Annotated in this window: 21 protein-coding genes; 5 read left to right on the top strand and 16 right to left on the bottom strand. The window is 64.4% G+C overall.

The genetic code is table 11. The annotated features are described in order from the left end of the window. The first annotated feature begins 161 nt into the window (after window positions 1-161). The gene (locus FLO80_RS17285) at window positions 162-596 is read left to right on the top strand and encodes a hypothetical protein (protein ID WP_111366935.1); all 435 of its coding nucleotides are present in this window, start codon (window positions 162-164) and stop codon (window positions 594-596) included. Between the two features lie 73 nt (window positions 597-669). Here the strand turns inward: FLO80_RS17285 and FLO80_RS17280 are convergent, their stop codons facing one another. From FLO80_RS17280 to FLO80_RS17250, 7 genes are all read right to left on the bottom strand, one after another. After that, on the bottom strand, window positions 670-1,473 hold the full coding sequence (locus FLO80_RS17280) for a glycoside hydrolase family 25 protein (RefSeq protein WP_111366938.1): 804 nt from the start codon (window positions 1,471-1,473) through the stop codon (window positions 670-672). A gap of 117 nt (window positions 1,474-1,590) precedes the next feature. Continuing rightward, window positions 1,591-1,929 carry a carboxymuconolactone decarboxylase family protein gene (locus tag FLO80_RS17275; protein WP_111366940.1) on the bottom strand — a complete coding sequence of 113 codons (339 nt, stop codon included), beginning with the start codon at window positions 1,927-1,929 and terminating at the stop codon, window positions 1,591-1,593. A gap of 104 nt (window positions 1,930-2,033) precedes the next feature. Beyond that, window positions 2,034-2,693, bottom strand: a complete 660-nt coding sequence (locus FLO80_RS17270; RefSeq protein ID WP_111367458.1) for a DUF938 domain-containing protein — start codon at window positions 2,691-2,693, stop codon at window positions 2,034-2,036. A 52-nt stretch (window positions 2,694-2,745) separates the two neighbouring features. After that, window positions 2,746-3,825: an NAD(P)/FAD-dependent oxidoreductase gene (locus FLO80_RS17265; RefSeq protein WP_111366943.1), complete on the bottom strand. Its 1,080-nt coding sequence runs from the start codon at window positions 3,823-3,825 to the stop codon at window positions 2,746-2,748. Then, window positions 3,822-4,766 (bottom strand): aldo/keto reductase, encoded by a 945-nt coding sequence (locus FLO80_RS17260; RefSeq protein WP_111366947.1) that lies wholly within the window; start codon window positions 4,764-4,766, stop codon window positions 3,822-3,824. The genes FLO80_RS17265 and FLO80_RS17260 overlap by 4 nt, the downstream gene beginning before the upstream one ends. A 105-nt stretch (window positions 4,767-4,871) precedes the next feature. Then, a complete protein-coding gene (locus FLO80_RS17255) occupies window positions 4,872-6,416 on the bottom strand; it encodes an alanine/glycine:cation symporter family protein (protein WP_111366949.1) in 1,545 nt (514 codons plus the stop codon). 24 nt (window positions 6,417-6,440) lie between these two features. Beyond that, window positions 6,441-6,875: a universal stress protein gene (locus tag FLO80_RS17250; RefSeq protein WP_111366952.1), complete on the bottom strand. Its 435-nt coding sequence runs from the start codon at window positions 6,873-6,875 to the stop codon at window positions 6,441-6,443. Between the two features lie 157 nt (window positions 6,876-7,032). Between FLO80_RS17250 and FLO80_RS17245 the strand changes: the two genes are divergently transcribed. Then, window positions 7,033-7,491 (top strand): Lrp/AsnC family transcriptional regulator, encoded by a 459-nt coding sequence (locus tag FLO80_RS17245; RefSeq protein ID WP_111366954.1) that lies wholly within the window; start codon window positions 7,033-7,035, stop codon window positions 7,489-7,491. 539 nt (window positions 7,492-8,030) lie between these two features. Here the strand turns inward: FLO80_RS17245 and FLO80_RS17235 are convergent. The 4 genes from FLO80_RS17235 to FLO80_RS17220 are packed head-to-tail and all read right to left on the bottom strand — an operon-like array spanning window position 8,031 to window position 12,666. Beyond that, window positions 8,031-9,104, bottom strand: a complete 1,074-nt coding sequence (locus FLO80_RS17235; protein ID WP_111366960.1) for a BMP family ABC transporter substrate-binding protein — start codon at window positions 9,102-9,104, stop codon at window positions 8,031-8,033. A 46-nt stretch (window positions 9,105-9,150) separates the two neighbouring features. Further along, the gene (locus FLO80_RS17230) at window positions 9,151-10,071 is read right to left on the bottom strand and encodes an ABC transporter permease (protein ID WP_111366963.1); all 921 of its coding nucleotides are present in this window, start codon (window positions 10,069-10,071) and stop codon (window positions 9,151-9,153) included. Continuing rightward, window positions 10,071-11,153, bottom strand: a complete 1,083-nt coding sequence (locus FLO80_RS17225) for an ABC transporter permease (RefSeq protein ID WP_111367460.1) — start codon at window positions 11,151-11,153, stop codon at window positions 10,071-10,073. Before FLO80_RS17225 ends, FLO80_RS17230 begins: the two co-directional genes overlap by 1 nt. Then, a complete protein-coding gene (locus FLO80_RS17220; RefSeq protein WP_111367462.1) occupies window positions 11,140-12,666 on the bottom strand; it encodes an ABC transporter ATP-binding protein in 1,527 nt (508 codons plus the stop codon). The genes FLO80_RS17225 and FLO80_RS17220 overlap by 14 nt, the downstream gene beginning before the upstream one ends. Before the next feature lie 265 nt (window positions 12,667-12,931). Here FLO80_RS17220 and FLO80_RS17215 point away from each other — a divergent pair, with 265 nt between their 5' ends. Together FLO80_RS17215 and dnaE are read left to right on the top strand one after the other, a co-directional pair. Further along, the gene (locus FLO80_RS17215; RefSeq protein WP_111366965.1) at window positions 12,932-13,759 is read left to right on the top strand and encodes a DUF6544 family protein; all 828 of its coding nucleotides are present in this window, start codon (window positions 12,932-12,934) and stop codon (window positions 13,757-13,759) included. Window positions 13,760-13,857: 98 nt separating this feature from the next. Continuing rightward, complete coding sequence (dnaE, locus tag FLO80_RS17210; protein WP_111366967.1) at window positions 13,858-17,370, top strand: DNA polymerase III subunit alpha; 3,513 nt, start codon at window positions 13,858-13,860, stop codon at window positions 17,368-17,370. 38 nt (window positions 17,371-17,408) lie between these two features. On the opposite strand, the gene FLO80_RS17205 is transcribed toward dnaE, so the two are convergent. Genes FLO80_RS17205 through FLO80_RS17185 form a run of 5 tightly spaced genes read right to left on the bottom strand, consistent with a single transcriptional unit; the run spans window position 17,409 to window position 21,520 of the window. Continuing rightward, window positions 17,409-18,035 carry a hypothetical protein gene (locus FLO80_RS17205; protein WP_111366969.1) on the bottom strand — a complete coding sequence of 209 codons (627 nt, stop codon included), beginning with the start codon at window positions 18,033-18,035 and terminating at the stop codon, window positions 17,409-17,411. A gap of 43 nt (window positions 18,036-18,078) precedes the next feature. Continuing rightward, window positions 18,079-18,213: an aa3-type cytochrome c oxidase subunit IV gene (locus FLO80_RS17200; RefSeq protein ID WP_111367464.1), complete on the bottom strand. Its 135-nt coding sequence runs from the start codon at window positions 18,211-18,213 to the stop codon at window positions 18,079-18,081. Window positions 18,214-18,268: 55 nt separating this feature from the next. Then, window positions 18,269-18,754, bottom strand: coding sequence for a DUF6173 family protein (locus tag FLO80_RS17195; RefSeq protein WP_111366971.1), 486 nt, complete (start codon window positions 18,752-18,754; stop codon window positions 18,269-18,271). After that, window positions 18,726-19,778, bottom strand: a complete 1,053-nt coding sequence (locus FLO80_RS17190; RefSeq protein ID WP_246156716.1) for an MBL fold metallo-hydrolase — start codon at window positions 19,776-19,778, stop codon at window positions 18,726-18,728. Before FLO80_RS17190 ends, FLO80_RS17195 begins: the two co-directional genes overlap by 29 nt. Before the next feature lie 20 nt (window positions 19,779-19,798). Next, on the bottom strand, window positions 19,799-21,520 hold the full coding sequence (locus tag FLO80_RS17185) for an acyl-CoA dehydrogenase family protein (RefSeq protein WP_111366977.1): 1,722 nt from the start codon (window positions 21,518-21,520) through the stop codon (window positions 19,799-19,801). Window positions 21,521-21,635: 115 nt separating this feature from the next. On the opposite strand from FLO80_RS17185, the gene FLO80_RS17180 reads away from it, so the two are divergent. After that, window positions 21,636-22,580, top strand: a complete 945-nt coding sequence (locus tag FLO80_RS17180) for an L-threonylcarbamoyladenylate synthase (RefSeq protein ID WP_111366978.1) — start codon at window positions 21,636-21,638, stop codon at window positions 22,578-22,580. The last annotated feature ends 90 nt before the right edge of the window (window positions 22,581-22,670 follow it).

Here is a 22,670-nt window from a genome sequence, read left to right as displayed (position 1 = left end):
GCTGAGCCTTGAAGATGTTGCAAGGGCCGGGGGGGATGCTCTCGGCCCTTGGCGGTTGGGGGCTCTGGCTGTCACTGATTGACCTTGGCAATAATGCAGGTCTATCCTCTCGGCGTTTGAACTAGTGTTGGCTTGCGCGGACAAGACTGAAGGTAGGCAGAATGCGTTTCGTGGGTTTTGTCCTGATAACGATGCTTGGTAGTGTATTCTTTGGAGGGGTGAGTGCAGGCGCTGTTGTCGCTATTGCGGAAGGTGACTTTCGGGCAATCGTCATAGTTCCTGCTAACTTTTTGTTCGGAAGCATCTTTTTGATCCCGTTTTATTTTTTGGTTTGGTTTATCCCCTCCGCGTTCGCTTTTTACGGCGTTTCAAGATTGCTGAGAAATTCCTATCCTCCCGCAGTAAGGGTTCGTCTGGCCGGATTTGCGACAGCCGTCTTGGCCGCACTGTTCTTTGTTGAGGTGACCAACGGACAACAAGGAATCGCTGAGGCGGCTAGGTTTGTTGCGGTTGCGGCGGTGGCGATTGCACCGTTTACCGCATGGCGGGCATATAGAAGTGCGTTCTCAACGACCAACACATCTTTGATGAACTGATGATCACCTGATTCCGCATTACGGACACAGGATTAAAGTGCTGCAAAGATTGACTCGGATTATATTATCTGGCTCACACCTGCCTTCTCTCAAGCCACGCCTGCCACTGCGCCGCCGAGCCGTTGAACGCGTTGAGATCGGTGGCCCCCTCGCTCCCCGGGACAATGCCGGTGGCGGTGTATTGCCAGAAGCGCCAGCTCTGGCCGGGATAGACCTCGGTCACGTTCTTCGCGGTGGCGCGGAGCCAGAATTCCTCGTTGAGGCGGCCCATGTCGTTCTGTCGGTAGAACTCGGGCGTGGTATAGACGATCGGGCGCTGGCCATAGTGCCGTTCCAGCGCGGCGAGGAAAATCCTCGCCTGCCGCCGCACTTCGGCCCCGGGTGGGCGCTTGGTGCAGGTGGGCGAGAACGGGTTCCATTCCATGTCGAGGACCGGGGGCAGCATGCCGCGCGTCCGGGGCACGTTGCGGATGAACCAGCGCGCCTGCACCTCGGGCGGGGTGCAGAAATAATAGAAATGATAGGCCCCGCGCGCGACCCCTGCGCGCCCCGCGCCGCGCCAGTGGTCGGCAAACATCGGGTCGAGCAGGTCGCCGCCCTCGGTCGCCTTGATGAAGGCGAAATTGACGCCTGCCGCGCGCGCCTGTCGCCAATCGAGCGGCCCCTGGAATCGCGCCACGTCGATGCCGTGGACCGCGTAACGGTCGGGCGCGGGGGCCGCAAAGCTGACCGGGTCGCTGTCGCCGAGGCGCGGCGGGGTCAGGCGTGGGGCACGTATCGTGCCGGATGTGGCGGGCACCGGCCGGTCCGTGCCACAGCCAGCAAGCGCGAGCATCGGCAGGCCAAGCGCGAGGCTGCGGCGGGTGATCTGGGACATGGCGGGCTCCGATACGGACTCTCGGACCTACCAGAGCGCAACGGGCCGGGGTTTGGCAAGCCTGCTGTGCCACGGTCGCGCGATTGCGCGGAACCCGGCCTCCCTTTGCCTCGCATATCAGGCGGCGGCAAGCTCGTCATAGATCGCCAGCGCCTCGGCCGAGATCATGAGGCCCGGCCCGCCGGCCATCTGGATGCACATGGCCAGCACGTCGGCCACCTCGTCGCGGGTGGCACCGGCCTTGACCAGCGCCTCGACGTGAAAGGCGATGCAGGGCGTGCAATGGGTGGCGACGGCGATGCCCAGCGCGACGTATTCCTTTTCCTTGAAACTCAGCGCGCCGTTTTCCTTGACCGCCTGCGAGAGCCCGGCAAAGCCCCTGGTCGCCTCGGGGATGGCCTTGTTGAGTTCGCGCAGGTTGTTGCGGGTCTCGGTGATCGTGTCTTTCCAGGACATATTCTGCTCCTCGCATATCGATAGGTGGCAAAAAGCATGGCGTCGGGCGCGCGGCCTTGATCCGTATCAAGTGGCGGGTCTTCCGTGACGGAACGCGGCGCGGGTCATCCCGGTTTGCGCGCGGCCAGGAGCAGGTTGTTGGCGGGCATCTCGACCACATGCGCCATGTCGAGCCACGCGCCCTGAAGCCAGTCGATCACGTCCCAGTCATCCTTGTATCCGATCTCGGGGTCCTGGGTGGTGAGCGAGGCATGAAACCGCGCGTCGCCCTCTGACGTGGCCTCGCCATCGCGCAGGAAGGGGCCGTAGATCGCGAACATGCCGCCGGGGGCCAGCGCCTTTGCGGCCTCGGTGATCAGCACCCGCGCCTCGGGTTCTGAGACGAGGTGCAGGAGATTCACCACGACGATCAGATCCTGCCCGGCCTGCGCCGCCGCCCAGCCGGGCGTGGTGGCGTCAAGGTCGATGGCGGGGGCGAGGTTGGGCAAGCGCGCCTCGGCCATGTAGGCGTCGATACTGGCGCGGCGGGCGGGGTCGATCTCGGAGGGTTGCCACGCGAGCCCCGGCAGCGCCCGCGCCAGTGCGACGGCATGCTGCCCGGTGCCGCTTGCGAGTTCGAGCGCGCGGCCCGCCCCGGGGGCGATATCGGCCAGCACGGCGCAGATCGCATCGGCATTGCGCGCGGCCGAGGGCGCCGCGAGCTTGGCCCCTTCGGCGGCATTGGCGATGGCGGCGCTGTCGGGCAGGGTCAGGCGGCGGGGCATGGGCGCATCTGTCTCTTTCTTGGGAAAAATACTCAAAAATCCGATACTTGCCTCAGGCGAAACGCGCCGGGGAGAGCGCGGCGACAAGGTCGGCGTCGAGCGCGGGCGTGCGCCCGAGGATCAGGTCGGCCACCAACTGGCTCACCGCCGGAGCGGTCTGGAAGCCGTAACCGCCCTGACCGGCGGACCAGAAGAAGGCCGGGTGCTCCGGCGACTGGCCCAGCACCATCTTGCGATCGGGGGAAAAGGTGCGCAGCCCGGCCCAGTTGGCGGTGACGCGGGTGACGGGTTCGCTCACCATTTCCTCGTAACGCGCCAAGCCTTCGGCCAGCACCATGTCGTCGGCCCATGCGTCATGCGGGGTGCTCGGTTCCTCCTCGGAGGGCGAGACGATGAGCTGGCCCGCGTCGGGCTTGGCATACCAGCGCTCGTCCGTGCCAAAGAACATCGGCCAGTCCGAAACGTCATGCCCGCCCGGCGCCGGGATGCGCGCCATAGAGCGGCGGCAGGGGGTGAAGCCGATGGGCGAGAGCCCGGCCATCTCGGCCACCTGGCCCGCCCATGGCCCGGCGGCGTTGAGCAGGAGCGGCGCGGAATGGGTCTCGCCGGTTTCGGTCGTGACCTGCCATGTCTCGCCGTGGCGGGTGATGGCGGCGATGCGCGATTTGAGGTGGATCGCGCCGCCATTGGTCCTGATCTCGCGGGCGCAGTCCTGGATCAGCAGGTCGGTGTCGATGTCATGCGCGCGGTCGGCATGGGCGGCAAAGGCGACCGTGTCGGGGTTGACGATGGGCACCAGCGCGCGGGCCTGATCGACGGTGATCTCGTCGAGATCCATCACCGCGCAATCCTTTTCGAACGCCGCGCGTTCATCGGCGCGGGCGAGGAAGAGCACACCGCGCGGGCGGCAATAGCGCATGTCGCCGCCGATGTAGAAATCGGAACTGGCAAGGCTGAGCTGCACGGTGGTGGGCGGGCCGTAATGCGGCTCGAAGAGCGCGGCCGAGCGGCCCGAGGCGTGAAAGGCCAGCGCCTCTTCGGCCTCGATCACGGTGACATTCATATGCGGGGCAAGCTGGGCACCGGCGGAAAGACCCGCGATGCCGCCACCGATGATAAGAATATCGCTCATGTTTCCTCGATCCGGTCGGTTGCGGGGGGCGGCGCGGGGGCGAGCGCCGAAAGCCGCGCATAAAGGGCATCATCCATCTCGAACGCGATGGCGGCGAGTGAGGGGGCAAGCTGATCGGGCGAGCGCGCCGACAGGATCGGCATGGGCGCGGCCGGGTGGCGCGCGACCCACGCGGCGGCGAGCGTGGCGGGATGCGCGCCGATCTCTTCGGCGATCTCGCGCAGCTCGCGCGCGGCGGTGTGCATGAATTCGGGGGCGTAGCGCGCGGCATAGCGCCGGTCTTCGGTCAGCCGCCCCTTGGCCGGTTTTTCGTCCGGGTCGGCGTATTTGCCGGTCAGAAGCCCACCGCCCAGCGGCGAATAGGGTGCGCAGGCGATGCCCTCGGCCGCGCACATCGGCAGGATCTCGACCTCGGCCTGGCGTTTGACGAGGTTATACATCGGCTGGACGATATCGACGCGGTGCCCCATCGTGCGCAGGATCGCATCGGCCTTCATGACCTGCCATGCGGCAAAGTTCGACAGGCCGACATAGCGGATCTTGCCCTCGTCCTTGAGCCGGGCCAGCATTTCGAGCTGATCTTCGAGCGGGGTTTGGGCATCGTGGCGGTGCAGATAGAGGATGTCGACCGTCTCGATCCCGAGCCGGGCCAGCGACACCTCGAAATCGCTGCGCAGTTTCGCGGGGGGCGTGCCGTCGGCATAGCCCACCTTGGTCGCGATCACGAGGCCCGCGCGCAGCGGTTTGACAAGCGGGGCGAGGATCTTTTCGGAATTTCCGTTGGTATAGATATGCGCGGTGTCGAAATGGTTGATCCCGGCAGCGATCGCGGCCCGGAACATGGCGGCCGAGGCGCGCTCATCCGCCGCGCCGCCGAACTGCATCGTGCCGAAGGCAAAGCGGGAGATCGGGGTTCCGTCGGATGAGGCGAGTGTTTTCATGCCCTCAACCTGCCACGAATGGCGGCGTTGAGAAAGGGGCCAAAGGGAAAGGGGCCGGTATGGGCCGGCCCCTTTCGATCGCTTCGTGTTGCCCGGTCGGGCGGGCTACTGGAACTTCTTGATCTCGCCCGATTTCAACCGGCCGAGATAGCTGTCGAGCTCGCGCTTGACGATCGGCATCAGGAAGTAGAGGCCGATGATGTTGACCACCGCCATGGCAAAGATTGCCGCGTCCGAGAAGTCGATCACCGGGCCAAGCTGTGCCGCCGCGCCGATCACCACGAAGATGCAGAAGATCACCTTGAACACCAGTTCCTTGGTGTCGCCCTCGCCGAAGAGGTAGGTCCAGGCCTTGAGGCCGTAATAGGACCAGGTGATCATCGTCGAGAAGGCGAAGAGCACCACCGCAAGTGCCAGCACGTAGGGGAACCAGCTGATCGCGCTTCCGAAGGCGGCCGAGGTCAGGCCCACGCCCGAGGTATCGCCGATGGTGCGCACGGAGGTGCCCGCCTCGTTGAGCAGGTAAAGCCCGGTTGCGGGGTCGGTCACCAGTTGCTGGGTGATGATGATCACCAGCGCGGTCATGGTGCAGACCACCACCGTGTCGATGAACGGTTCCAGGAGCGAGACGAACCCTTCGGTGATCGGCTCGTTGGTCCGGACCGCCGAGTGGGCGATTGCCGCCGAGCCGACGCCAGCCTCGTTCGAGAAGGCCGCCCGCTTGAAGCCCTGGATCAGCGCGCCGACCATGCCGCCCGCGACACCGAGCCCGGTGAAGGCGCCGGCAAAGATCTGGCCGAAGGCCCAGCCGATCAGGTGATAGTTCATCGCGATGATGATGAGCGCGGTGCCCACGTAGAGGACGCCCATGAACGGCACGACCTTTTCCGTGACCTTGGCGATCGACTTGATCCCGCCGATGATCACGGCGAAGACGAGACCGGCAAAGACAAAGCCGGTGATCCAGCCGGGATATTGCCCGACCACGCCGGTGATCTGCTGATGTGCCTGGTTGGCCTGGAACATGTTGCCGCCACCGAGCGCGCCGAGGATACAGAAGATCGAGAACAGCACGGCGAGCACCTTGCCCCCCGGCAGCCCGCGTTCGGCGAACCCCTTGGTCAGGTAATACATCGGCCCGCCGGAAACGCGCCCGTCGGCATATTCATTGCGGTATTTCACACCGAGCGTACATTCGGTGAATTTCGAGGCCATGCCCATCAGACCGGCAAGGATCATCCAGAACGTGGCCCCCGGCCCGCCGATGCCGATGGCAACCGCCACACCGGCGATATTGCCGAGCCCGACCGTGCCCGAAAGCGCCGTGGCCAGCGCCTGGAAGTGGCTGACCTCACCGGCATTCTTGGGATCGGAATAGTCGCCTTTGACCAGGGCGATGGAGTGGCGGATCACGCGGAACTGGATAAAGCCGAAATAGAGCGTGAAGACCGTCGCACCGATCACCAGCCAGCCCACGATCCATGGAAAGGACGTGCCGGGGAAGTTGGAGAAGATGAGATTGACGAACCAGCCGGTGGAGTCGGAAAAGATTTGGTTGACCGTCTCGTCGATGGATTGTGCCGCGGCTGGCGCGGCGAGACCGGTAAAGGCCAAGGCGCCGAAAGTGGCGCGGGTGAGCTTGGTTATCATGGTTTCTGTCCCTGTTGAGCTTGATTATGGCACGATGGTGCAGGGCACCGGTGCGATCTGGGTCAACGTGCCCGCGACCGAACCGAAGACCCGCTGTGCCAACCCGCCTTCGCCATGGCGACCGACGATGATCTGATCGGCCTTTTCGTCGCGTGCGATGGCGCAGATCGTGTCGGCGATCTGACCATAGCGCATCGCGCCGGTGGCTTTGACGCCGCTCTTTTCCAGATCTTTGAGGACCGGTGCGAGAATCGCGCTTTCGGCGCGTTCGAGCTCTTGCTGGCGACGTTTGTGACGCTCTTCCAGTTCTGTCGGCGACAGAAAGGAATAGGGCGACCATTCCAGAACATGCGCGACGATGATCTCGCCGCCCTGGGCCTTGGCCCGGGATACTGCGAAATCGAGCGCCCGGCGCGCCGTATCGCTGTCGTCGTAGCCGACGACGAAGATATTGCTCATCTTATCCTCCTTCGAGGGTTTCCTGGGGTTGCATGCGCCGTTTTGACGCAGGTTCAGACTAGACGGGTCGGCGAGAGAAAAAATCCTAAGCTTGCGCAATAGTCGAAAAATTTTGCAAGATAATCGAATATATGTCGGAAATTGGGAAAAATTTACGATGGATCGGATTGATAGGAAGATACTTTCCATATTGCAGCGTGACGGGCAAATCTCGATGGCACGGTTGTCCGAGCGTGTCGGGCTGTCGCTCTCGGCCTGTCACCGGCGGGTCAAGAACCTCGAAGGCGACGGCAAGATTTCGCACTACGCCGCACGGCTCAACCGGCGCGCGGTGGGGCTGGAGTTCCAGGTCTTCATCGAGATCAAGCTCGAATCCCAGCGCAAGGAAAACATCCGTGCGTTCGAGGCGGCGATCCGCGAGATGGACGAGGTTCTGGAATGTCACCTGATCTCGGGCGAGTTCGATTACCTGATCCGCGTCGCCGCCCGCTCGACCGAGGATTATGAAAAGCTCTATCGTGACCGGCTGTCGGAAATCCCCTCGGTCACCCAGATGAAGACGCTTCTGAGCCTGTCGACCGTGAAGGAATTCCAGGGGTTCCACCTCGGGGACTAGATGGTGAAGATGGGCGGCCTTGCGGGGCTTTCCGGGTATTTGACGGATTGGCGCAGGATCTTGGGCTTGTGATACGGTCCTGCCCTCTTCAGGCATCGACCGCGTTGTGGATTGTGGGTGCCGTAAGTTAGTAACTCGTCCAACCGTTTTGATGTCATGGCAGGAGGGCTGACAAAATGAGCGAACTGAACATCGAAGATTGTATCAATACGACATGCCCCTGGTCGGGGAAGCCTGTCTCGGCGGACTCGCTCACGGTTTACCACGGACATGTCGTAGGCTTCTGCAACAGCGGGTGCCGTGACAAGTTCGAGAAAGCAATAAGGCATTTCGAGGCTGTGATCCCTTCATCGTAAGGTGGCTATACTGCGTCCCCTGATGCTCCGGCGGCCAAAGTGCAAAGGCGCTGCGCTCACTTGGGATTGAGCTGGCCATTTCGCGGGGGGATGGACCTGTGCGGTTTCACAGCCCGGTCACCGCCAAGAAAAAGGCCCCGCGCGACGGCGGGGCCTTTTCCATATTCTTTGCAGAAAGATCGCTTACTGCGGGATTTCGCCGGTCAGGCCTTCGACATAGAAATTCATGCCCAGCAGCGTGCCGTCATCGGCCACTTCGCCTTCGGCGAGCCAGGGCGTGCCGTCCTGCTTGTTCAGCGGGCCGGTGAAGGGGTGGTATTCGCCGTTCGCGATCGTCTCTTTCAGCGCCAGCGCCTCGGCCTTCACATCTTCCGGAACCACGTCGGTGATCTCGCCGATGCCGACCATGCCGGGGCCGATGCCATCCCACGTGTCCTTGGTTTCCCAGGTGCCGTCCATCAGCGCCTGCACCCGGTCGATGTAGTAGGGCGCCCAGTTGTCGATGATCGAAGATACCCGCGGGCTGGGTTTGTATTCGGCCATGTCGGATGCCTGTCCGAAGCCGATCACGTTGCCCGCGTTCTGTGCGGCGGCGAGCGGTGCGGTCGAGTCGGTGTGTTGCAGGATCACGTCAGCGCCCTGTTCGATCAGCACCTTGGCCGCGTCGGCCTCTTTCGCCGGGTCGAACCATGTATAGGCCCAGATGATCTTGAACTCGACATCGGGGTTGACCTTCTTGGCGTGGATATAGGCCGAGTTGATGCCGCGGATGACCTCGGGGATCGGGAAGGAGGCGATATAGCCGATGATGTTCGATTGCGTCATGCTGCCGGCGATATGGCCCTGGATGGCGCGCCCTTCGTAGAAACGGGCGGAATAGACCGAGACGTTTTCAGCGGTCTTGTAGCCGGTGGCATGTTCGAATTTCACATCGGGGAACTTCTTGGCCACGTTGATGGTGGCGTCCATGTAGCCGAACGAGGTGGTGAAGATCAGGTCGGCGCCTTGCAGCGCCATCTGGGTGATCGCGCGTTCGGCGTCGGCGCCTTCGGGCACGCTTTCCTGGTAGACGGTTTCGACCTTGTCGCCGAAATGCTCGACCACGGCCTTGCGGGCCTGGTCGTGTTCATAGGTCCAGCCGCCGTCGCCGACGGGGCCGACATAGATAAAGCCGACCTTGGTCTTGTCCTGTGCCACCGCGGTGGTGGCAAGGCCAAGCGCCATGGCGGCACTGGCAAGGATATGCGTGAGTTTCATGATTGTGACTCCCTCTTGGTTCGAGTTGGCAGCATCCCCGGACCGATCAGCCCGAGGCGTGGAAGATACGGCCAAGAGACGCGGGTGCGCGGCTTTTGTCCGCTGACATGATGACCAGCACGAGGATGGTGATCAGATAGGGTGACATGGACAGATATTCGACCGGAATGGCAAGCCCTGCGGCCTGTAAATTGAGTTGCAGCACGGTGACTCCGCCGAAAAGCCAGGCACCGAGCAACACGCGGCCCGGTTTCCAGCTTGCAAAGACGACGAGTGCGAGCGCGATCCAGCCGGCGCCCGAGGTCATGCCCTCGGTCCATTGGGGCACGCGGATGAGGCTGATATAGGCGCCGCCCAGCCCGGCGCAGGCGCCGCCGAACATGATGGCGAGGATGCGGATGCGCACCACCTTGTAGCCGAGCGCATGGGCGGCGTCGTGGTTTTCGCCCACCGCGCGCAGGATCAGCCCGGCGCGGGAGTATTTCAGGAGCGCCCAGACCGCGGCCACCAGCCCGAGCCCGAAATAGACCATCAGGTCATGGGAAAAGAGAACGCGCCCCAGGAACGGGATGTCCGACAGGAGCGGGATCTTGAAGGCCGGGGTCTGGACCGGTTTGAGGCCCACGTAATCCTGTCCCAGAAGCGATGACAGCCCCAGCCCGAAAAGCGTGAGCGCAAGGCCCGAAGCCACCTGGTTGGCCAGCGCGACCTGGGTGAGTGCCCCGAAGAGCAGTGCCAGCCCGGCGCCCCCCGCCGCCGCCGCGACAAAGCCCATGAGCGGCGAGCCGGTTTCGATGGTGACGGCGAAACCGCAGATCGCGCCGGTGATCATCATCCCCTCGACCCCGAGGTTGAGAACCCCCGCACGTTCGACGACCAGCTCTCCGATCCCGGCGAGCAGGATCGGCGTGGCTGCCACCATGAGCGAGGCCAGCAGCAGGGCCGGTGTGATCGAGGACAGGTCCATCATGCGGCCTCGCGTCTGACAAAGCGGATGCGGTAATTGGTCAAGAGATCCACCGCCAGCAGGAAGAAGAGCAGCATCCCCTGGAAAAGCTGGATCGCGGCCGAGGGCAGGCCGAGATTGCCCTGCGCGATCTCGCCGCCGATATAGGTGAGCGCCATCAACAGGCCCGCCAGCAGGATGCCGACCGGGTGCAGCCGTCCGAGAAAGGCGACGATAATGGCGGTAAACCCGTAACCCACGTTGAAGTCGATGCTGACCTGGCCCGAGGGGCCCGAGACCTCGAACATGCCCGCAAGGCCCGCCATCAGGCCGGAAATGCCAAGGCAGAAAAGGATGATCCGGGTCGGGTTGACGCCGGAAAACCGCGCGGCGCGCGGCGCCTCTCCGGTGAGGCGGATGGAAAAGCCGAGCATGTGCCGGTTGAGCAGAACATAGGCGAAGATCACGGCCAGAAAGGCGGTGAGTACCCCCCAATGCATGCCCGATCCGGTGATGATCTCGTCATTGAAGGCAGAGGGGTAATCCTTGAGGTTGCGCGACCCGGGAAACCCGTGGCCTTCGGGGTTTTTCATGCGCCCCAGCGCCATCGCGGCCAGCAGGTTCTCGGCCACGTAGACCAGCATCAGCGAAACGAGGATTTCATTGGTGCCGAACTTTACCTTGAGAAGTGCCGGGACCATCGCCCAGAGCATCCCGCCCAACGCGCCCGCGAGGATCATCAGCGGGAAGATATACCACGCCTCGAGCGGGTAGAAGGCCAGCGCCACCGCCGCGCCGCACAGCGCGCCCACGATATATTGCCCCTCGGCGCCGATGTTCCAGATACCGGCGCGAAAGCCCAGCGAAAGCCCGATGGCGATGAGGATGAGCGGCCCGCCTTTGACCAGCAATTGCGGGCGATAATAGAAAGCAAACTCGCCAAAGAGCGGATCCCAGAAGATGGTGCGGATCGCCTCGACCGGGTTCTTGCCCAGCGCGGCAAAAAGCATTCCGCCCGCGATCATGGTGATGATGACAGCCAGGACCGGCGTGAGATAGGCGAACACCCGGCTGGGCTGGGGGCGCTTTTCAAGCCTCAGCATGAGCGATCCCCATCCCGTCATGCGCGCCGCCCATCATCAGCCCGATCTCCTCGATCGTGAGATCGCCGGTGCGGCGGGTGTCGGTCAGCCGCCCTTCGTTGAGCGCGGCGAAATGATCGGCCACCTCCATCAATTCGTCGAGATCCTGGGAAATCACCAGCACGGCGGTGCCGTTCCCGGCCAGATCGAGCAGCGCTTGGCGGATCGCGGCGGCGGCCGAGGCGTCGACGCCCCATGTCGGCTGGTTCACCACGAGAACCTCGGGGCGCTGAAGCACTTCGCGGCCGATGACGAATTTCTGGAGATTTCCACCCGAAAGCGAGCGCGCGGCGTTGTCGGGGCCGGGCGTGCGGACATCGAAGGTTTCGATGATCCTTTCGGCAAAGCTCCGCGCCTTGCCCCATTTGAGAAAACCATTGGCGGTCAGCCCCTCGCGCACCGCGCCAGTGAGCAGCGCGTTCTCGGTCAGGCTCATGTCGGGGGCGGCGGCATGGCCGAGCCGTTCCTCGGGCGCCGCCAGCAGGCCGCGGCGGCGGCGCGCAGTGGGGCCGAGATGGCCGATATCCTGCCCCTTGAGGCGGATCGCGTCGGGGGCGGCACGCATTTCGCCCGAAAGCGCGGCGAGAAGTTCGTCCTGACCGTTGCCCGCGACCCCGCCGATGCCCAGAACCTCGCCCATGTGCAGCCGCAGATGCACGTTCTTGAGCGCGGTGCCGAACCTCGTGGGCGCAGGCAGCGAGAGCCCCGAGACATCAAGCACCGCCGCGCCCGGCGTCGCGCCGGTGCCTTTCGGGGTCTGCAATTCGCTGCCGACCATCATTTCGGCCATCTGGCGCGCGGTTGTTTCGCGCGGGTCGCAGGTACCCACGTTCTTGCCCAGCCGCAGGATCGTCGCGGTGTCGCAGAGCGTGCGGATCTCTTCGAGCTTGTGACTGATATAGAGGATCGAGGTGCCTTCGCTGCGCAGCTTGTTGAGGGTTTCGAACAGGATTCCAACCTCTTGCGGGGTGAGAACGCTAGTCGGTTCGTCCATGATCAGGAGCTTGGGGTCCTGCAACAGGCAGCGGATGATCTCGACCCGCTGGCGTTCGCCGGCCGAGAGCCCCCCGACGGTGCGGTAAGGATCGAGCGGCAGGCCATAATCCTCGGACACGGTTCGGATGCGCGCGGCGAGGTCGCGCAGGGGGGGCGGGTTTTCCATCCCGAGAGCGATATTCTCGGACACGTCGAGCGCGTCGAACAGCGAAAAATGCTGGAACACCATGGCGACACCCGCGGCGCGGGCCGAGCGCGGCTCGGGCGGGGCGAAGGGCGCGCCGCGCATCTGCATCGTACCGCCATCGGGTTTGACGAGGCCATAGATCATCTTGACCAGGGTCGATTTGCCGGCCCCGTTCTCGCCCAGAAGCGCGTGAATCTCGCCCGTGCCGATATCAAGGGAGACAGTATCATTGGCCACGACGCCGGGATAGGCCTTGGTCAGACCCTTGATCGAAAGCAACGTCCCTGTCACGCGGTTTCCCCCTGGCGCGCCGCTGGAACGCGCGCTGGTTGCGTTTGTTTCATTCTTCGGGCCTGCGCCCCCCTGTTTGTGACAATAAGAAAACGGGTTTACCCGGATTCGCGCAAGCAGGGATTCGCCGTGGCGCCCATAAAGTCTTTCAATGATGTGTAGATAATCAAGGCGATATTTTCGATGTTGTGCGATAAACGCATACAATTCGACGGGATGCACGCGAAAGAGGCAGGCTTTCCCGGGAGTGGTAGCAGGGGCTGACATGATGATGGTGGTGACAGGTATCGTTGGCGGGCTGGCGGTGTTGGGTGCGTTGCACCTTTGGGCCGCGCGGCGATTTCGCGAGGAAGCGGCGGCGCTGGTCGGGAGGGTCGTGGCAGGGCCCGCGCCGGACGGGATACGCGACGATCTTCCCCAGGCCGTTGCCGCGCTGGGCCTGCGTGGCACCGGCGGGACCCCCCCTTTGGCGCCTGCGTTGCACTTGACGCAAGCGGCGGAAATGACACTGGCGCCGGGCAAGGGATGGCAACCGATCACGGCGCGACAGGTGATCGGCGTTGCGACCCCCGGCTTTGTCTGGGAGGCGTGGCAGATGCGCGGACCGCTGGTGAGCCTGCGGGTGATCGACAGTTACGTGGAGGGGCACGGCTTGCTGGCGGCGCGGCTGATGGGATCGGTGCCGGTGGCGCGCGTGCAGGGCGGCGAGATGGATCGGGGCGAGGCGATGCGTTACCTCGCCGAATTGCCATGGGCGCCGGATGCCATTCTGGCAAACCGTGCGGTTCTATGGCGGGTGCTGGAAGATGGGCGGATCGAAGCGCGGCTGGCCATGACGCCACGCGACGCGGTTGTGTGTTTCACGTTGGATGCCGGCGGGGACATCGTCGAGATGAATGCCCGCGACCGCCCGGCGACCGGGCCGGACGGGCGCAGCACCTTGCGCGACTGGCGCGGGCGGTTCCACGATTATGGCATGATTGGCGGTCGGCGTGTGCCCCTGCGCGGCGAGGTCGGCTATGTCGGAGGCGAGGGATTTGCCCCCTATTGGCGGGGGCGGATCACCGGGTTGGCGACAGATCCGGCCATGTGATGCGCCGGGCGTGCGGGTGCGGATGCCCGGCGTTTTTTTGACGGGTGACTGCCGGGTTGGTGCTTTCGCGTGCGCCGCGCTGCGGGTAGTCTCGGGGCATGAGCAGTGATCCCCGATTCATCCATCTTCGCGTGCATTCCGAATATTCGCTTCTGGAAGGGGCGGTGCGGCTCAAGTCGTTGCCCGGGCTGTGCGAGAAGATGCGCATGCCCGCGGTGGCGCTGACCGATACCAACAACATGTTCGCGGCGCTGGAATTTTCCGTGACGCTGAGCGGGGCGGGGGTGCAGCCGATCATCGGCTGTCAGGTCGACCTGGCCTATGTCGAACCTGCGCCGGGGGAAAAGCCGCGGATGCCCGCGCCGGTGGTTCTGCTGGCGCAGAACGAGGGCGGGTATGAAAACCTGATGAAGCTCAATTCCTGCCTCTACGTGGACAAGCATGGCGGGTTGGCGCAGGTCACGATGGACGAGCTTGGGCGCCATTCCGGCGGGCTGATCTGCCTGACCGGTGGGCCCGAGGGGCCGGTGGGGCGGCTTTTGCAGGGTGGGCAGCGACCGGCGGCGCGGGCGTTGATGGAGCGGCTCAAGGCGATGTTCGGCGACCGGCTTTATGTCGAGTTGCAGCGCCACCCGGGCGAAAACGGGCTTCCACAGGCCGAACGGCAGACCGAGCGCGGTTTCGTCGAGATGGCCTATGACATGGACCTGCCGCTGGTGGCGACGAATGACGTCTATTTCCCGCAAAGCGAGATGTACGAGGCGCATGATGCGCTGATCTGTATCGCGGATGGCGCCTATGTCGATCAGTCCGAGCCGCGCCGCCGCCTGACGCCGCAGCATTATTTCAAAAGCCCGCAGGAGATGGTGACGCTGTTTGCCGATCTGCCAGAGGCGATTGAAAACACGGTGGAAATTGCGCGACGTTGTGCCTTCATGGCGTATCGGCGCGATCCGATCCTGCCGCGTTTCGCCGAGGACGAGGTCGATGAGCTGCGCCGTCAGGCCAAGGAAGGGCTGGCTGCGCGGCTGGCCGTCATCCCCCACGCCGCGCCGGTCGAGGAGTATGAGAAACGGCTCGATTTCGAGCTTGGGATCATCGAGGGCATGGGGTTTCCCGGTTACTTCCTGATCGTGGCCGATTTCATCAAATGGGCCAAGGAGCAGGACATCCCGGTCGGGCCGGGGCGTGGGTCGGGGGCGGGGTCGCTTGTCGCCTATGCGTTGACCATTACCGACCTTGACCCGCTGCGCTATTCGCTTCTGTTCGAGCGGTTTCTGAATCCCGAACGGGTCAGCATGCCCGATTTCGACATCGACTTCTGCATGGACCGCCGCGAAGAGGTGATCCGCTATGTGCAGGAGACCTATGGCCGCGACAAGGTGGGGCAGATCATCACCTTTGGCGCGCTTCTGTCCAAGGCCGCCGTGCGTGACGTGGGCCGCGTGCTGCAGATGCCCTATGGCCAGGTCGACCGGTTGAGCAAGATGATCCCGGTCGAAGGGGTCAAGCCGGTGTCGATCGAGAAGGCGCTGGCGCAGGAAGACCGTCTGCGCGAGGCGGCGCGCGCCGAGGAAGTCGTGGACCGGCTGCTGAATTACGGGATGAAGCTCGAAGGGCTGCTTCGGAACGCCTCGACCCATGCCGCGGGGGTGGTGATCGGCGACCGACCGCTCGATGAGCTGGTGCCGCTTTACCAGGACCCGCGCTCGGACATGCCCGCGACGCAGTTCAACATGAAATGGGTCGAGCAGGCGGGGCTGGTGAAGTTCGACTTCCTCGGCCTCAAGACGCTGACCGTGATCCAGAACGCGGTGGATCTCATTCACGGTGAGGGGCGCAGCCTGCACGAGGCCGCCGATGGCAGCACCATCTACGAGCCCTTCCCGGGGGCCGAGAACGATATCGGGCAGATCCCGCTCGATGACGCGAAGACTTATGAGCTTTATGCGCGGGCGCGCACCGTGGCGGTGTTCCAGGTGGAAAGCTCGGGCATGATGGACGCGCTCAAGCGGATGAAGCCCACCTGTATCGAGGATATCGTGGCGCTCGTGGCGCTTTACCGGCCCGGCCCGATGGAGAACATCCCGAAATATTGCGAGGTCAAGAACGGGCTGAGCGAGCGCGATTTCCTGCATCCTTCGGTCGATCATATCCTCGACGAGACGCAGGGCATCATCGTCTACCAGGAACAGGTGATGCAGATCGCGCAGGAAATGGCGGGCTATTCCCTTGGCGGCGCCGACCTGCTGCGCCGGGCGATGGGCAAGAAGATCCAGGAGGCAATGGACGCCGAGCGGCCGAAATTCATCGCGGGCGCCAAGGAAAACGGCGTCGATGACGCCAAGGCGCTCGAGGTCTGGAACCTGCTCGACAAGTTCGCCAACTACGGTTTCAACAAGTCCCACGCGGCGGCCTATGCGGTGGTGAGTTACCAGACCGCCTGGCTCAAGGCCAATCACCCGGTGGAATTCATGGCCGGGGTGATGAATTGCGACATCCATCTCACCGACAAGCTGGGCGTTTACTTCGAAGAGGTGAAAAAGGGGCTGGGGCTTGACTGGCTGCCGCCCTGCGTGAACCGGTCCGAGGCGATGTTCACGGTCAAGAGGCAGGTGCTGCATTATGCGTTGGGCGCGCTCAAGAACGTGGGTGTCGAGGCGATGCGTCTCATCACCGATGCGCGGCGCGTGGACGGCCAGGACAAGCCCTTTGCCACGCTGTTCGATTTCGCGCGGCGGGTCGATCTCAAGCGGGTGGGCAAGCGGTCGCTGGAGATGCTGGCCCGGGCCGGGGCGTTCGACGAGCTCGATCGCAACCGCCGCCGTGTGTTCGATTCGCTTGAGCCGCTGATGGGTTATTCGGCGGCGGTGCATGAACAGAAAACTTCGGAACAGGTGTCGCTTTTTGGCGATGCGGGCGACGATCTGCCCGAGCCGCGGCTCTCGCCGGTGGGGGACTGGCTACCCGCCGAGCGTCTGGGCGAGGAGTTCCGCGCGGTGGGTTTCTATCTCTCGGGTCATCCGCTTGACGATTATGCTGCCGTGCTCAAACGCAAGGGGGTGATGAGCCTCGACGAGGTCAGCGCCAAGGCCGAGGCCGGGCCGCATCTGGCAAAGCTGGCCGGTGTGATCGCCGGGCGGCAGGAACGCAAGTCGGCGCGCGGCAACCGCTTTGCCTTTGTTCAGCTTTCGGATGTGAGCGGTGCCTACGAGGTGACGCTGTTTTCGGAAACGCTTGAGAAATCGCGGGATTTCCTTGAGGCGGGCGAAAAGGTCGTGATCACCGCCGAGGCGACGATGGAGGCCGATCAACTCAAGCTGCTGGGCCGTTCGGTGGCGCCGATCGACGCGGTGGTGGCCGATGCGGGGGCGGTGGGCCTGCGGATTTTTGTCGAGGACCAGTCCGCGATCCGCGCGGTGGCCGATGTTCTGGCCGATGCGCGGGACAAGATCCGCAATGCCGGGCGCGGACCGATCCGGTTCTGCCTGATGAACCCCGGGCTGCCCGGCGAGGTCGAGGTCGATGCGGGCCGCGAGTTTCCGGTCAACCCGCAGATCAAGGGCGCGATCCGCAGCCTTCCGGGGGTCGTGGAGGTGCAGGAGGTCTGAGGCGGGTGACGGATGCCGGTGGCGGGCGCGCCCCGGGATCAACCGGCCTTTTGCGACCGAGCAAAGCGCGCCGGGTCCCACGCTTCGAGAACGCGGGAATTGTCGTCGCTGTCATATTCATGCAGCACCCGTTCGCGCACACCCGGAATCTTGCGGAATTGATCGGCCAGCTTGACCGGGAACATGGTCTGCCGGAGGCCGTCGAGCCCGGGCAACTGCCGCAGGATCGCGCTCGTGGAAACGGTGCAATAGGCGTTCGGCACGGCGCCATACCCCTGCGCGAGCGCGAGGGCCCGTTCGGCCACCTCGGGCGTGACATCCAGTTCCTGGATGATCACGTGCCATGTCTTGCGGGCATGATAGCGCGTGTAGACATCCGCCACCGCCGGGGTGATGCCGTAAAGCAGGTCGTTGCGTTCGGGGATCGTCTCGTGATGGAACGTGCCCGACGGGTCCCAGATGACCCGCTGCGAGGCGTTGATCATCAGCGAGGTATGCCCGCCCGCCCCGGTGTCGTTGCTGATCATCGTGAACAGGGTCAGGCGCGGCGGACCCGGATGGCGGTATTGCGCGGCCTGCACGGCCTCATCGGGCGCCCAGACCGGGTCAGCGGCGCAGCCCGCCAGAACAAGAAGCCCGATCAGGGCCGCAAGAACCTTGCGCATACCAGAAAGTTCCCCACGTGGAGATCAGAATCAGAACCCGAAATCAGGCGTTCACCATGGCGATGAAAATCAGCAGAAACATGATCACGACGACTGACCAGGTCATGAATTTCACGAACCCTGCAAAGGTCTTTTCCTGAACCTTGATGTCCATTTCACCGTGCTTGTGTTCACTCATTTTTGCGCTCCGATACTGATGTTGCGGATGTGAATAGAGGATTTGCGCGAGCCTGTCACCCTTGCTTGTCATCGGATTGCGCGGTTTCGTTCTCCTTGTCGAGATCCTGGGCCAGGCGAAACCCGATACGGCGTGGCGCGTCCCGATCGACCTGCCGGGGCAGGGCGCGCAGCATCACGCTCAACTGGCTGACATGCTGGACCAATTGCGTGCGCGCGCCGGCCGCGTCCGAGCCGTAGAAGGTCACGATATCGGGGTCGAAAAACCCCATCCCCTCGATCCGGATCACCCCGGTATTGTCCCCGGCAAAGCCCATCGCGACCTCGTGTTCGTTGTCGAGCTGTTCCTCGAAATTCTGGATATAGAGGATCAGCCGCTCATAGGCCCATTCGGCGGGGCTTTTCTGCTTGAGCGGCTTTTGCCTGACCGTTTCAGGCACATCGTTGCATGCTTTGGTTTCGGGATCGGCATGCACTTCGTGGCGGCGCGGTATCGCACTGTCCTCATGGGCTTCAGCCGATGTCCTGATCTCGTCCTGCATTGTCGTTCCTCCCTTGCTGCCAGAGCCACGCCCCGTCGGCGCGGCGGGTGCGCGTCACGCGCCCCTCCTTGAGCAGATGATTGAGGTGCGCGACCGTTTCGACAAGGGCCATACCATAGATTCCATCGTCGATCCTGCGCTTGAAGAGCGGCGCAAAGCAATCCGAGGCCACTCGGGGCCGATCGAGATGCGCCTCGAGCCGCGCCAGCGCTCCATGGTGATTGTCGAGCAACTGGCGCAGCCGTAGCGGCAGGCCGGTAAAGGGCAGCTTGTGCCCCGACAGGACCAGTTGATCGGGACGCGCATATCGGGCCAGCCGCTCACAGGCTTCCATCCACTCGCCCAGCGGTTCGGCCTCGGGTTCGGTGGGATAGACACCGATATTGGGGCTGATCGAGCTGATGATCTGGTCGCCCGCGATCACGAGGTTGTCGTCGCGGCTCCAGAGCGTGATGTGTTCCGGCGCGTGGCCGTTGCCCATATGCACGTCCCAGTCGCGCCCGCCGATGCGGATCACCTCGCCCTCCTGCACCCGCGTATAGCCCACCGGAAGGTCATGGCAGATATCGGAGAAATTGAACGGCCGCTCGCTCATCCGCTTGTCAAGATGCGCCGCATCCATGCCCGCGCCGCGCCAGAACGCCTCGGCCTGTGTCGTCGGGCGCTCTTCGACGTCGAGGATCAGCATCCGCGCCATCAGGTAGGCCGTGCGCGATGTCCAGAGCTCTGCCCCCCGCGCGACGAACCAGCCCGCCATGCCGACGTGATCGGGGTGGTGATGGGTCAGCAGGACCCGGCCCACCGGCTTGCCCGCGAGCGGGCCGTCAAGAAGGCGCTCCCACACGGCCTCGGTGCGGCCCGTCTTCATGCCGGTGTCGATGATGGTCCAGTGATCGCCCTCGTCCAGCGCGTAGATATTGACATGATCGAGCGCCATCGGCAGCGGCAGGCGCAGCCACAGAACGCCGGGCGCCACCTCGATGGCCTCACCCTCCTCCGGCGGGGCCTCCCACGGATAGGTCATATGCCCGGCGCCGCCATCCATCACGCCACCCCCAGATCGTCGTCGGTGAGCGCGTAAAGATCGCCCGCGCCCTGCGTCGCATGGGCCAGTTGCGCGGCGTATTCGGGCAGGAGCCGCTGGATATAGAACCGCGCCAGCCGTGTGCGCGGGCCGTCGCCGTCTTCGGCGCAGGCGGCGCGCAGGTGGTAATGCGCGCCCAGCACCCGTGCCCAGCCCATCAGGAACGGCACCGCCCCGGCAAAGCGTTCGTTGACATCGCCCTGCGACACCATCCAGTCCGTGGTCTCGCGCAGCGCCTCGACCGCGTCCCAGACGGCACCGGCCATGCGCGGCTGTTTCGGGCGCGCGGCCTCGGCCTGTTCGGCGATCTCCTCGATCAACGCACAGGCGGCCTCGCCCCCGTCCATCAGCTTGCGGCCGGCAAGGTCCATCGCCTGGATGCCGTTTGTACCCTCGTAGATCGAGGTCACCCGCACATCGCGGCAGAACTGTGCCGCACCGGTTTCCTCGATGAAGCCCATGCCGCCATGCACCTGCACACCCGTCTCGGCCACGCGAATGCCGGTTTCCGAGCCGAATGCCTTGGCGATCGGCGTGAGGAACGCCCCGCGCGCCTTCCATTCCTTGTCGCCGGTGGCATTGCCCATGTCGATCGCCACCGCGCAGGCCATCCCGATTGCCCGCGCGGCAAAGATATCGGCCTTCATCGTGGCCAGCATCCGGCGCACATCGGCGTGGTCGATGATCGCGCCGCTGCCACCCTCGATCGGCGTGCGGCCCTGCTTGCGGTCCATCGCATAGGCCAGCGCGTGCTGATAGGCGGCCTCGGCTACGCCGATCCCCTGCATGCCGACGCCAAGGCGGGCGTTGTTCATCATCGTGAACATCGCCGCCATGCCGCCATGTTCGGGGCCCACCATCCAGCCGGTCGCCCCATCATACTGCATCACGCAGGTCGGGCTGCCATGCACCCCGAGCTTGTGTTCGAGGCTGACCACCTTGAGGGCGTTGGCCTTGCCCGGCTTGCCCGCGTCGTCGGGGATGTATTTGGGCACCAGAAAGAGGCTGATCCCCTTGGGCCCCGGCACCCCGTCGGGCAGCCGCGCCAGCACCAGGTGACAGACATTCTCCATGAAGTCGCCATCGCCCCAGGTGATGAAGATCTTCTGCCCGGTAATCGCATAGCTGCCGTCGCCATTGGCCTCGGCCCGGGTGCGCAGCGCGCCCACGTCCGACCCGGCCTGCGGCTCGGTCAGGTTCATCGTGCCGTTCCATTCGCCGCTGATCAGCTTGGGCAGGTAAAGCGCCTTGATCTCGTCGCTGGCGTGGTGCTCCAGCGCCTCGATCTGTCCCTGCGTCAGAAGCGGGTTGAGCTGAAGCGCCATGCAGGCGCCGCTCATCATCTCGTTGACGGCGCTCATCATCGCCATCGGCAGGCCCATCCCGCCATATTCGGGATCGGCCGAAATGCCCAGCCAGCCACCCTCGCGGATCGCGCCATAGCCCTCGGCAAAGCCGGGCGAGGTCCGCACCACGCCGTTTTCCAGGTAGGCGCCGTTCAGGTCGCCCTCGCGTTGCAGCGGGGCAAGCTTGTCCTCGCACATGCGCCCGGCCTCGCCCAGGATCGCGGTGACCATGTCGGGGCTGGCTTCGGAAAACCGCTCGGTTTCGGCCACTTGCGAGAACCCGACGACGTGGTCGAACATATAGGCATAATCGGCGATTGGCGCACGATAGGGCATCACTCAACTCCCTGACTGACGGCTTGGCTTCGGATGCGGGCGCTTGTATGCAGACCCTCAAGCCAGCGTAAAGCAAGACTTGCGCCTTCACATATCAAAACGCGGCGTCAATGCCATGACCGATCTCGCCACCCTTCGCCTTGATGCCGATGACCACGGGCTTGACCGCGCCGCCGCCATTCTGGGCAAGGGCGGGTTGGTCGCCTTTCCCACCGAAACGGTTTACGGGCTCGGGGCCGATGCGTGCAATGGCCGGGCGGTGGCGCGGATTTTCGCCGCCAAGGGGCGGCCGCGCTTCAACCCGCTGATCGTGCACCTGGCTGATGCAGATGCCGCCCGCGGGCTCGTCGCGTGGTCCGACATGGCCGAAACGCTCGCCTCCCGGTTCTGGCCCGGCCCGCTGACCCTCGTGCTGCCGCTCCTGCCCGACAGCCCGCTTTCGCCGCTCGTCACCGCCGAGTTGCCCAGCCTTGCGCTGCGCGTGCCCGCCCATCCGCTGGCCCGGGCGTTGCTGGCGCGGTTCGGTGGCCCGGTGGCCGCGCCCTCGGCTAATCCTTCGGGCCGGATCAGCCCGACCAGTGCCGCGCATGTCGCCGCCGGTCTCTCGGGCCGGATCGAGGCCATTCTTGACGGCGGCCCCTGTCCGGTGGGCCTCGAAAGCACCATCATCGGGTTGACCGACACCCCCCGCCTGCTGCGCCCCGGGGGCCTTGCCAGCGAAGAGATCGAGGCGGCGCTGGGCCGCCCACTGGCCCGCTCGGGGGGAGAGATCACCGCCCCGGGGCAGCTGGCGTCGCATTACGCGCCTGCCGCGCCGGTGCGGCTCAACGCGCATGAGAAACGCCCCGGCGAACGGCTTTTGGGTTTCGGCACCGTCCCGGGGGCCGATCTCAACCTCTCCCCCGCGGGCGATCCGACCGAGGCCGCGGCCAATCTCTTTGCCATGCTGCACCAGATCGACGACGGAACCGCCCCCATTGCCGTCTCGCCCATCCCCGAGACCGGTCTTGGCCGTGCGATCAACGACCGCCTGCGCCGCGCCGCCGCGCCGCGAGACTGAAACCGCTGCTCTTTCTTGGGAAAAATACTCGAATCGCGACGTTGGCCACCGGGCCTGCCCTCGCAATGGCGCGTCGCCTCTCCACCTGCT

The organism is Aquicoccus porphyridii, from assembly GCF_008369105.1.
GTDB classification, from domain to species: Bacteria; Pseudomonadota; Alphaproteobacteria; order Rhodobacterales; family Rhodobacteraceae; genus Aquicoccus; species Aquicoccus porphyridii.
This window is presented reverse-complemented; position numbering and strand designations above follow the sequence as displayed.

What these genes read in the sequence shown, in the direction of transcription:
- FLO80_RS17270 (WP_111367458.1), bottom strand. Translation starts at nt 2,693, where the DNA reads ATGCCCCGCCGCCTGACCCTGCCCGACAGCGCCGCCATCGCCAATGCC.
- FLO80_RS17190 (WP_246156716.1), bottom strand. Translation starts at nt 19,778, where the DNA reads ATGACCTATCCGTGGGAGGCCCCGCCGGAGGAGGGTGAGGCCATCGAG.
- FLO80_RS17235 (WP_111366960.1), bottom strand. Translation starts at nt 9,104, where the DNA reads ATGAAACTCACGCATATCCTTGCCAGTGCCGCCATGGCGCTTGGCCTT.
- FLO80_RS17285 (WP_111366935.1), top strand. Translation starts at nt 162, where the DNA reads ATGCGTTTCGTGGGTTTTGTCCTGATAACGATGCTTGGTAGTGTATTC.
- FLO80_RS17275 (WP_111366940.1), bottom strand. Translation starts at nt 1,929, where the DNA reads ATGTCCTGGAAAGACACGATCACCGAGACCCGCAACAACCTGCGCGAA.
- FLO80_RS17245 (WP_111366954.1), top strand. Translation starts at nt 7,033, where the DNA reads ATGGATCGGATTGATAGGAAGATACTTTCCATATTGCAGCGTGACGGG.
- FLO80_RS17280 (WP_111366938.1), bottom strand. Translation starts at nt 1,473, where the DNA reads ATGTCCCAGATCACCCGCCGCAGCCTCGCGCTTGGCCTGCCGATGCTC.
- FLO80_RS17185 (WP_111366977.1), bottom strand. Translation starts at nt 21,520, where the DNA reads ATGCCCTATCGTGCGCCAATCGCCGATTATGCCTATATGTTCGACCAC.
- FLO80_RS17260 (WP_111366947.1), bottom strand. Translation starts at nt 4,766, where the DNA reads ATGAAAACACTCGCCTCATCCGACGGAACCCCGATCTCCCGCTTTGCC.
- dnaE (WP_111366967.1), top strand. Translation starts at nt 13,858, where the DNA reads ATGAGCAGTGATCCCCGATTCATCCATCTTCGCGTGCATTCCGAATAT.
- FLO80_RS17195 (WP_111366971.1), bottom strand. Translation starts at nt 18,754, where the DNA reads ATGCAGGACGAGATCAGGACATCGGCTGAAGCCCATGAGGACAGTGCG.
- FLO80_RS17180 (WP_111366978.1), top strand. Translation starts at nt 21,636, where the DNA reads ATGACCGATCTCGCCACCCTTCGCCTTGATGCCGATGACCACGGGCTT.
- FLO80_RS17255 (WP_111366949.1), bottom strand. Translation starts at nt 6,416, where the DNA reads ATGATAACCAAGCTCACCCGCGCCACTTTCGGCGCCTTGGCCTTTACC.
- FLO80_RS17200 (WP_111367464.1), bottom strand. Translation starts at nt 18,213, where the DNA reads ATGAGTGAACACAAGCACGGTGAAATGGACATCAAGGTTCAGGAAAAG.
- FLO80_RS17230 (WP_111366963.1), bottom strand. Translation starts at nt 10,071, where the DNA reads ATGGACCTGTCCTCGATCACACCGGCCCTGCTGCTGGCCTCGCTCATG.
- FLO80_RS17205 (WP_111366969.1), bottom strand. Translation starts at nt 18,035, where the DNA reads ATGCGCAAGGTTCTTGCGGCCCTGATCGGGCTTCTTGTTCTGGCGGGC.
- FLO80_RS17265 (WP_111366943.1), bottom strand. Translation starts at nt 3,825, where the DNA reads ATGAGCGATATTCTTATCATCGGTGGCGGCATCGCGGGTCTTTCCGCC.
- FLO80_RS17250 (WP_111366952.1), bottom strand. Translation starts at nt 6,875, where the DNA reads ATGAGCAATATCTTCGTCGTCGGCTACGACGACAGCGATACGGCGCGC.
- FLO80_RS17225 (WP_111367460.1), bottom strand. Translation starts at nt 11,153, where the DNA reads ATGCTGAGGCTTGAAAAGCGCCCCCAGCCCAGCCGGGTGTTCGCCTAT.
- FLO80_RS17215 (WP_111366965.1), top strand. Translation starts at nt 12,932, where the DNA reads ATGATGATGGTGGTGACAGGTATCGTTGGCGGGCTGGCGGTGTTGGGT.